6 protein-coding genes are annotated in these 8,682 nt (G+C 61.0%); 2 read left to right on the top strand and 4 right to left on the bottom strand.

The genetic code is table 11. The features are described from left to right. Positions 1-537: 537 nt before the first annotated feature. From msrQ to PGB28_RS14950, 3 genes are all read right to left on the bottom strand, one after another. On the bottom strand, positions 538-1,140 hold the full coding sequence (gene msrQ, locus PGB28_RS14960) for a protein-methionine-sulfoxide reductase heme-binding subunit MsrQ (protein WP_271422325.1): 603 nt from the start codon (positions 1,138-1,140) through the stop codon (positions 538-540). Beyond that, the gene (gene msrP / locus PGB28_RS14955; RefSeq protein WP_271422324.1) at positions 1,140-2,048 is read right to left on the bottom strand and encodes a protein-methionine-sulfoxide reductase catalytic subunit MsrP; all 909 of its coding nucleotides are present in this window, start codon (positions 2,046-2,048) and stop codon (positions 1,140-1,142) included. The genes msrQ and msrP overlap by 1 nt, the downstream gene beginning before the upstream one ends. A gap of 93 nt (positions 2,049-2,141) precedes the next feature. Beyond that, a complete protein-coding gene (locus tag PGB28_RS14950; protein ID WP_271422323.1) occupies positions 2,142-3,635 on the bottom strand; it encodes an FMN-binding glutamate synthase family protein in 1,494 nt (497 codons plus the stop codon). Positions 3,636-3,892: 257 nt separating this feature from the next. Between PGB28_RS14950 and PGB28_RS14945 the strand changes: the two genes are divergently transcribed. Together PGB28_RS14945 and PGB28_RS14940 are read left to right on the top strand one after the other, a co-directional pair. Beyond that, entirely contained in the window at positions 3,893-4,372 is a 480-nt protein-coding gene (locus PGB28_RS14945; protein ID WP_271422322.1) for a fasciclin domain-containing protein, read from the top strand. A gap of 125 nt (positions 4,373-4,497) precedes the next feature. Then, positions 4,498-5,886, top strand: a complete 1,389-nt coding sequence (locus PGB28_RS14940) for a calcium-binding protein (protein WP_333908243.1) — start codon at positions 4,498-4,500, stop codon at positions 5,884-5,886. A 72-nt stretch (positions 5,887-5,958) separates the two neighbouring features. Here the strand turns inward: PGB28_RS14940 and clpB are convergent, their stop codons facing one another. Continuing rightward, a complete protein-coding gene (gene clpB, locus PGB28_RS14935) occupies positions 5,959-8,574 on the bottom strand; it encodes an ATP-dependent chaperone ClpB (protein ID WP_271422320.1) in 2,616 nt (871 codons plus the stop codon). Positions 8,575-8,682 lie beyond the last annotated feature (108 nt).

Here is an 8,682-nt window from a genome sequence, read left to right as displayed (position 1 = left end):
CAGACATTCAGTCGTCGAAACGAACCAAACCGCCCGCATATCTCTTCAGATATTAGCAATGTCAAACAACGTCGGGCCTAAACCCAAGAGACAAAAACCAACCGGATGCGCCCTAACTTGCTCGGCGCGCCCGCCCGATCTCGTCCCCAAATTCCTTCCGAACCTCACTCCGAAGCATCGCCCCGCCGTTCCGTCCGTCCCGCCGTAGCGCCTCAGCGCCGCCGGTGAAGGGGCTTTTACGGATAGCTCCCCAGACCCGCAAGTGCTTTTTTCGCAGTTGCCGCATTTTTTTGTCATATATGACTTAGTGTATTGAAATTGCTTATGAAATATGTCCCATCAATTTCAAATCCTTCGGAATCTCAACGACGGACCAGTTGGAAGGGACAACGCGAGTCGCGGCTCCTGAGCCGGATAGCGAGTCTCCCACAGGGTTATCCACAGTTTGGACCTGAATCACGGCGCCTTTGCCCCGACTCGCATCCCCAAAAAGCGACTCGGCGACCGATTTGGCCGCCGAGTCACCCGTATTCATACCTAAGCCGTTTGATTCTGCCGTTGTGGTCGCCATCGCAGCGCCAGCAGCAAGAGGATCACCGCCAGATAGATCAGCGGTTCGAGCTGAATGCCTTTGACCAGCAAGAGGAAATGCACCGCGCCCAGCAGAACCACGGCATAGGTCAGCTTGTGCAGCTTGCGCCATCGGGGACCCAGCCTGCGGACCGACCAGTTGTTGGACGTGGCCACCAGGGGCAACATCAGGACAAAGCCCGCCATGCCTACGGTGATATAGGGGCGTTTGACGATATCGGCCCATATCTGCCCCAGGACCTGCACATCCAGAACAAGCCATACCAACAGATGCAGCGCCACATAGACGAAACTCATGACCCCAATGGCGCGGCGGAACTTGATGAGGTTGATCCCGGCATGGCGGCGCAGGGGTGTGATGGCCAACCCGGCGATCAGCAGTTGCAGGGCAAATTCGCCAAGCTCATGCTCAAGCGCCTTGATCGGCTCAGCCCCGAGCCCGCCGGTCAGCCCCAGATAGAGGAACCACAGCGCGGGCAGAGGCAGGATCACGTAAAGCATCCATGCAGGCAGCTTGCGCGCGGTGCTATTGATCCGGTCCACCAGCATCAGAAGAATTTCTTCAGGTCCATTCCGTCATACAGGCTGGCCACCTCTTGCTCATAGCCATTGAACATCAGCGTCGGCTGGCGGCGCGCAAAGAGCCCGCCGCCAATCTTGCGTTCGGTGGCCTGCGACCAGCGCGGGTGGTCCACAGTCGGGTTCACATTGGAATAGAAGCCGTATTCCCGTGGAATGGCGACGTTCCAGCTCACCGGCGGCTCCTTGTCGGTGAGCGAGATGCGCACCACCGATTTGATCGACTTGAAGCCGTATTTCCACGGCACCACCAGCCGCAAAGGCGCTCCGTTCTGGTTAGGGATTTCGCGGCCGTAGATACCGGTCGCCATGATGGTCAGCGGGTGCATCGCCTCATCAAGGCGCAGCCCCTCCACATAAGGCCAGTCCAGAACCGGGTATTTCTGACCGAACATTTCCTCGGGGCGATAGAGCGTCTCGAAGGCCACGTATTTCGCGCCCGATTGCACGCCCGCCATGTTCAACAGGTCGGCCAGCTCGAATCCGTTCCACGGCACCACCATCGACCATGCCTCGACACAGCGGAAACGGTAGATCCGCTCCTCAACGGTCATGGCTTTCATGATGTCCTCGAACGCGTAATCACCGGGCTTGTCCACCATACCGTCGATCTTGACCGTCCAGGGAGAGGTGGTCAGCGCGTGGGCGTTGCGGGCGGGGTCATCCTTGCCGGTGCCGAATTCATAGAAGTTGTTGTAGCTGGTGATGTCCTCCCAGCTGTTCGGCTCCAGATCTTCGCTGGCCGCCCGCGCGGTCGTGCCTGCAATGCCCGCCAGCCCCAAACCGCCCAACCCGGCCATAATCTGACGACGGTTGAGATAGACGCTTTCTTCGGTCACGTCCCGGTCGGTCAGCGTGTTTTTCCAGCGATGGGCCATGTGGTATCCCCTATGTTTGTGATGCGCGGTCGCGAAGCGCTTTGTCACCTTCCTAGGTAGAGCCGCAGGGCCCGCGCTTAAACAAACATCGTCTCAACTTCCCGTGGCCTGATTGTAACGTTTGAGCGTGTCGTTCATCGGCACGCTCTGGCCATTATCCTGCATGATGCGCACATGGGCGCGGCGCATGAGGCGCGGTTCGGCCACGCCGACAGAATGTGCGATGATCTCGACCTCCTTGATGATCTGTTTGGCGTAGCGCGCGACACGTTCCTGTTTGTCGCCGACATCCAGCCCCTTTTGAAAGCGCGGATCATGGGTAGTGATCCCGGTAGGACAGGTGTTGCGATTGCATTTCAACGCCTGGATGCAACCCAGAGAGAACATGAAGCCGCGCGCCGTGGTCACGAAGTCAGCCCCCGCGGCGATGGCCCATGCAATGTCGCCGGGGTTGATCAGTTTGCCGCTGGCAATGAGACGGATACGGTCCTTGAGACCGGCGGCATTGCGCATATCCGCCACCATGGGCAGGCTCTCGCGGATCGACATGCCCACAAGGTCCATCAGCGGCATGGGCGCGGCCCCGGTTCCGCCCTCGCCGCCGTCGATTGTGATGAAATCCGGCGCACTCTCTGGCCCCCGGCCGGTGATCTCGTCAAACAGCCCCTGAATGCCCTCGGGTGCGCCCACCACCAGCTTGATGCCCACCGGCTTGCCGGTCACCTCGCGCACCCGGTGGATCAGGTCCAGAAGATCGCCCCAGTCATCCACCTCGGCGTGGCGGTTGGGCGAAATCCCGTCCTGCCCTACTTTCAGCCCGCGAATGGCGGCGATCTCGGGCGTAACTTTCTCGCCGGGCAGGATACCGCCCTTGCCCGGCTTGGCCCCCTGGCTCATCTTGATCTCGAACATGCGCACCCGTTCATGGGCCGCCACCTCGCGCAGCTTGTCATCGCTGAGTTTGCCGGTCTCGTCACGCACGCCGAACTTGGCTGTTCCGATCTGAAAGACGATGTCGCAGCCCCCTTCAAGATGAAACGGGCTCAGCCCGCCTTCCCCGGTATTGAGCCATATCCCGGCCTTTTTCGCCCCGTGGCTCAGCGCCAGCACGGCGGGTCGTGAAATCGCGCCAAAGGACATGCCGGAAATGTTGATGATGGAGGGCGCGGTAAAGGGCTGGCGTGCCTCGGGGCCGATGACCAGCGGAGCCGTTTTGGCAAACTGGTCGTCCAGAGGCGGGAAAGCCGCATTCACAAAGATCGGCGTGCCCGGCACATTGGTGTTGCGGGTGGATCCGAAAGCGACGGTGTTTCCAATGCCTTCGGCCGCATGCCCGACCCAGTCCCGCTGCGCCCGGTTGAAAGGAAGCTCCTCGCGGTCCATGGCAAAGAAATACTGCCGGAAGAACTCGCCCAGCGACGAAAACAGTTTCCGAAACCGTCCCACAACCGGGTAATTGCGCCGGATCGCATCGACGCGTTGGGAACTGTCGACAAAATACAGGATAATCAACGCCAGAACCGCAACTCCGGCGAGAGCCGCGAACAGGACCGCCGCGACGTTGATGATGTGCATTGCTACGCCCATGTGCGCCTCCCCTTTTGCAGGTGTCAGTCTGGGCAGCGCAGCGGTCTCAGGCAACCGAAAACCACAGGTTTGGCTCGCGCGGGACTGACGGCAGATCACAAGAATTTCATTGGAAACCGAGAGACGTCCGAGCTTAGGCGCGCGCGCCCATTCGTCAAGCGAGGGCGGCGAAAAACCCCGGTGAACCACAACCCGTCTCGCCCCGTAATCAGCACAATGTCAATCGAGACAGACACACAAGGAAATGGAGACATTCAATGCTTCGCAGAACTTTCTTCGCCCTGACCGCCGCCGCAGCCCTGACCACCCCGGCATTCGCGGGCGGTCATTCCAAAGACATCGTTGATACGGCAGTGGACGCGGGCAGCTTCACCACGCTCGTCGCAGCGGTGGAAGCCGCGGGCCTCGTTGACACGCTGAAAGGCGAAGGCCCCTTCACCGTGTTTGCGCCGACCGATGACGCCTTTGCGGCCCTGCCCGAGGGCACGGTGGAAACCCTTCTCAAACCCGAGAACAAGGAACAGCTTGTCTCGATCCTCACTTACCATGTGGTGCCGGGCAAGGTGATGTCTTCTGACCTGAGCAACAACATGATGGCCACCACCGCCCAGGGCGGCGACGTCACCATCATGACCGAAGGCGGCGTGACCGTGAATGGTGCCAACGTGGTGACCGCGGATATCGAAGCGTCGAACGGCGTGATCCACGTGATCGACGCGGTGATCATTCCGGAATAATCGCACCCGCGTAATCGCCCAATCAGGGCACATAACGACCCCGCCTGCCCCGTGCATGGCGGGGTCAATTTTATTCAAATTGCCCCATATTTGCCATCTTCCCCGGATAGCTCGTGGTCTGACCTATGGTCGCGGTTCCCATATCGTGGATTTTGAACATGCCGTTCATACCTGAAACCAGACAAGAAAATCTGTGGAGCCAAGCGCTCATCTCCAGCGGACAGGCAACCCTTTTCTCCTCCCCCCTGTATGGAACAAGCGGTGACGACACGCTTGTCGGCACAATGGGTGGCGATGCGCTCTGGGGCGGGCGCGGCAACGACCGGATCATCGGCCGGGACGGAGATGATACGATCCATGGCAATGGTGACAATGACACCATTCTGGGCGGCTATGGCAATGACAGCATCCGCGGCGGGCGCGATGACGATCTGGTCTATGGCGATTCTGGCAACGATACGCTCTACGGCAATTCGGGCGATGACGTCGTGTATGGCGGAAGCGGCGATGACAGTCTTTTCGGCAATAGCGGGCGCGACACGCTTCAAGGCGACAGCGGCCATGACACGCTGCAGGGCGGCTACAGCGATGACCTGCTTTCTGGAGGCACCGGCAACGACCTCTTGCGCGGCGGCACGGGGGCTGACGAGTTGCACGGCAACAGCGGCCATGACGAACTGATCGGCGGCGATGGCCGGGACACGCTGTATGGCGGGGCCGGGAACGACACACTTGTCGGCGGCAATGGCCGCGACAGCATCGTTGCGGGCAGCGGCCATGACGAAGTCTATGGCGGCACCGGGCGCGACGTCATCCATGGTGACACCGGCAATGACACGCTGCACGGCAATGGCGGCAATGACTATATCTCGGGCGGGAATGGCGATGACATCCTGCGCGGGGGCATGGGCCGCGACACGTTGATCGGCGGAAGCGGCAACGACTCCATTCGTGGCAACGAAAGCCGGGATGAGCTGTTTGGCGGGGCGGGCAACGATACGCTGGATGGCGGAATCGGGCGCGACGTGCAGCATGGCGGATCGGGCGACGACATCCTGCGCGGCGGCGATGGTCACGATGAAATCTACGGTGGTGCCGATCACGACAGGCTCTACGGCTCATTCGGACAGGATACCCTGCACGGCAATACCGGCGACGATACGATCTATGCGGGACATGACAATGATCTGGTGTTCGGCGATGCGGGGAACGACCAGCTTTATGCCGGGAACGGCGATGATCTGCTGTTCGGCGGCACCGGGAATGACACGATGCACGGTGGCAACGGGGATGATGTGTTCATCTTTGTCGATGGCTTCGGCACCGACCTGATCCTCGATTTCGGCAATGGCGAGGATGAGATCGACCTCACGGCTCTGGGCCTGTCCGGGGTTCAGGACCTGAGCATTCAGGACGGTGCATCCGGGCTGGAAATCACCACACCTTCGGGCGATGTGATCGTTCTGGACGGCGTTCTTTATCAGGATTTCGATACGGATCTGTTGTTGTTCTGATCCTGACAGCTGATCAACGAAAACGCGCGCCGGAAAACCCCGGCGCGCGTTTCATTTTCAACCTGTCATGTGTCAGTGGACGACAGCATCGTCCGGTTTCGTCCGGTTGGTCGCGCCAACCCGGTCGCCGATGATCAGCCCATCTGCCCCCGCGCTGACCGTAACCGTGTCACCATCGTTCACATCCCCCGCCAACAGCATTTCGGCCAGCGGGTTTTGCAGCGCGTTCTGGATCACGCGTTTGAGCGGGCGGGCCCCGAAGACCGGATCATAGCCTTCATCCGCCAGCCATTTATGCGCGGCCTCATCCAGCTCCAGCCTGATCTTGCGACCGGCCAGCCGTTTGAGCAGGCGCGCCATCTGGATAACGACGATCTCGTCCATATCGTCGCGGCCCAGACGGTCAAAGATGATCGTCTCGTCCAGACGGTTGAGGAATTCAGGCCGGAAATGGGCCCTAACCGCATCCATCACGTCGCGGCGCGCCTGCGCACTGTCGGCACCGTCGGGCAACTGGCTAAGCGCCTGTGACCCGAGGTTGGACGTCAGCACGATCAGCGTCTGCTTGAAGTCCACGGTGCGGCCCTGACCATCGGTCAGCACACCATCGTCAAGCACCTGAAGCAGCACGTTGAACACGTCCGGATGTGCCTTTTCGACCTCGTCGAACAGCACGACCTGATAGGGCCTGCGCCGTACGGCTTCGGTCAGCACACCACCTTCGTCATAGCCGACATAACCCGGAGGCGCGCCGATCAGACGGGCGACGGAGTGTTTCTCCATGAATTCCGACATGTCGATGCGCACCATCGCCTGATCGTCGTCAAACAGGAACTCGGCCACCGCCTTGGTCAGCTCGGTCTTGCCCACGCCGGTCGGCCCGAGGAAGAGGAACGACCCCAGCGGGCGGTTCTCGTCGTTCAGGCCCGCGCGGGCACGACGCACTGCGTTGGCCACTGCCGTTACGGCCTGATGCTGACCGACCACGCGGCGGTGCAGATCATCCTCCATGCGCAGCAGCTTCTCGCGCTCGCCCTCCAGCATCTTGCCGGCCGGGATACCGGTCCAGCGCTCGACAACGCTCGCGATCTGATCCGGGCGCACGGCCTCTTCGACCATGACGTCGCTTTCGGCTTCTTCGGCCTCGTTCAGCTGCTTCTCAAGCTGCGGGATCACGCCATAGGACAGCTCCCCGGCCTTGGCCAGATTACCCTCGCGCTTGGCGATCTCCAGATCGGCCCGCGCGCGGTCCAGCTGTTCCTTGAGATCACGGGCCGAGGCCAGCTTGTCGCGCTCGGCCTGCCATTTCGCGGTCATCTCGGCAGAACGCTCCTGCAGATCGGCCAGTTCCTTTTCCAGCTTTTCCAGCCGGTCCTTGGAAGCCTGGTCGTCCTCAAGCCGCAGCGCTTCGACCTCGATCTGCTTTTGCAGAATGTCACGGTCCAGCGCGTCCAGTTCCTCGGGCTTGCTGTCCACGGCCATGCGCAGACGGCTTGCGGCCTCGTCCATCAGGTCGATGGCCTTGTCCGGCAGAAAGCGGTCGGTGATGTAGCGATGCGAGAGCGTTGCCGCTGCGACCAAGGCAGAGTCCGAGATGCGCACACCATGGTGCAGCTCGTATTTCTCCTTGATGCCGCGCAGGATCGAGATCGTGTCCTCGACCGTCGGCTCCTCGACCATGAGCGGCTGGAACCGGCGTGCAAGGGCGGCGTCTTTTTCCACATGCTTGCGGTATTCATCCAGCGTCGTGGCACCAACGCAATGCAACTCGCCGCGCGCCAAGGCAGGTTTGAGCAGGTTGGAGGCATCCATCGCGCCATCCGCCTTACCCGCGCCAACCAGCGTGTGCATTTCATCGATGAAGAGGATGATTTCCCCGGCCGCAGAGGTCACCTCGGACAGCACCGCCTTGAGCCGCTCCTCGAACTCGCCACGATATTTCGCACCGGCAATCAGCGCGCCCATATCAAGGCTGAGCAGCTTCTTGTTGCGCAAGGACTCCGGCACGTCGCCATTCACGATGCGCAGCGCAAGCCCCTCGGCAATCGCGGTTTTACCGACGCCGGGTTCACCGATGAGTACGGGGTTGTTCTTGGTCCGGCGGCTAAGCACCTGCATCGCCCGGCGAATTTCCTCGTCGCGGCCAATGATCGGGTCGATCTTGCCCTCGCGGGCGCGCTCGGTCAGGTCCAGCGCATATTTTTTCAGCGCGTCATAGCCTTCTTCGGCGCTGGCGCTGTCGGCGGTCCGGCCTTTGCGGATGTCATTGATCGCCGCATTCAGCGCCTGGGCGTTGACGGCCCCCGTTTCCAAAGCCTGCTTGGCCCCGGATTTCACCATGGTCAGCGCCATGAGAACCCGCTCAACCGGCACAAAGCTGTCGCCTGCCTTCTTGGCCACTTTCTCGGCCTCGTCCAGCACCTTGCCTGTGGCGCTGTCCAGATAGACCTGACCGGCATCACCCGACACTTGCGGGATCTTGCCCAGCGCCAGATCATTGGCTTGCGCCACGCGGTCTGGCGCGCCGCCCGCACGTTTGATGAGGTTGGCGGCCAACCCCTGATCATCGTCGAGCAAAGCTTTCAGAATATGTTCGGGTGCCAACCGCTGATGGTTTTCCCGCATGGCAATGGTCTGCGCAGCCTGAATGAAACCGCGGGACCGTTCCGTGAACTTCGACAAGTCCATGGTCACTCTCCTTTTTCCAAGCGCCCGGCATTGTGGGTGCCCGGCTTGGCGGCACACCCCGGTTCGGGCCTCCGGGTATATTTGGGGAGCGTTTCGGATCGGTTCAAG

This window comes from Primorskyibacter aestuariivivens (assembly GCF_028023675.1).
GTDB classification, from domain to species: domain Bacteria; phylum Pseudomonadota; class Alphaproteobacteria; order Rhodobacterales; family Rhodobacteraceae; genus Marinovum; species Marinovum aestuariivivens.
This window is presented reverse-complemented; position numbering and strand designations above follow the sequence as displayed.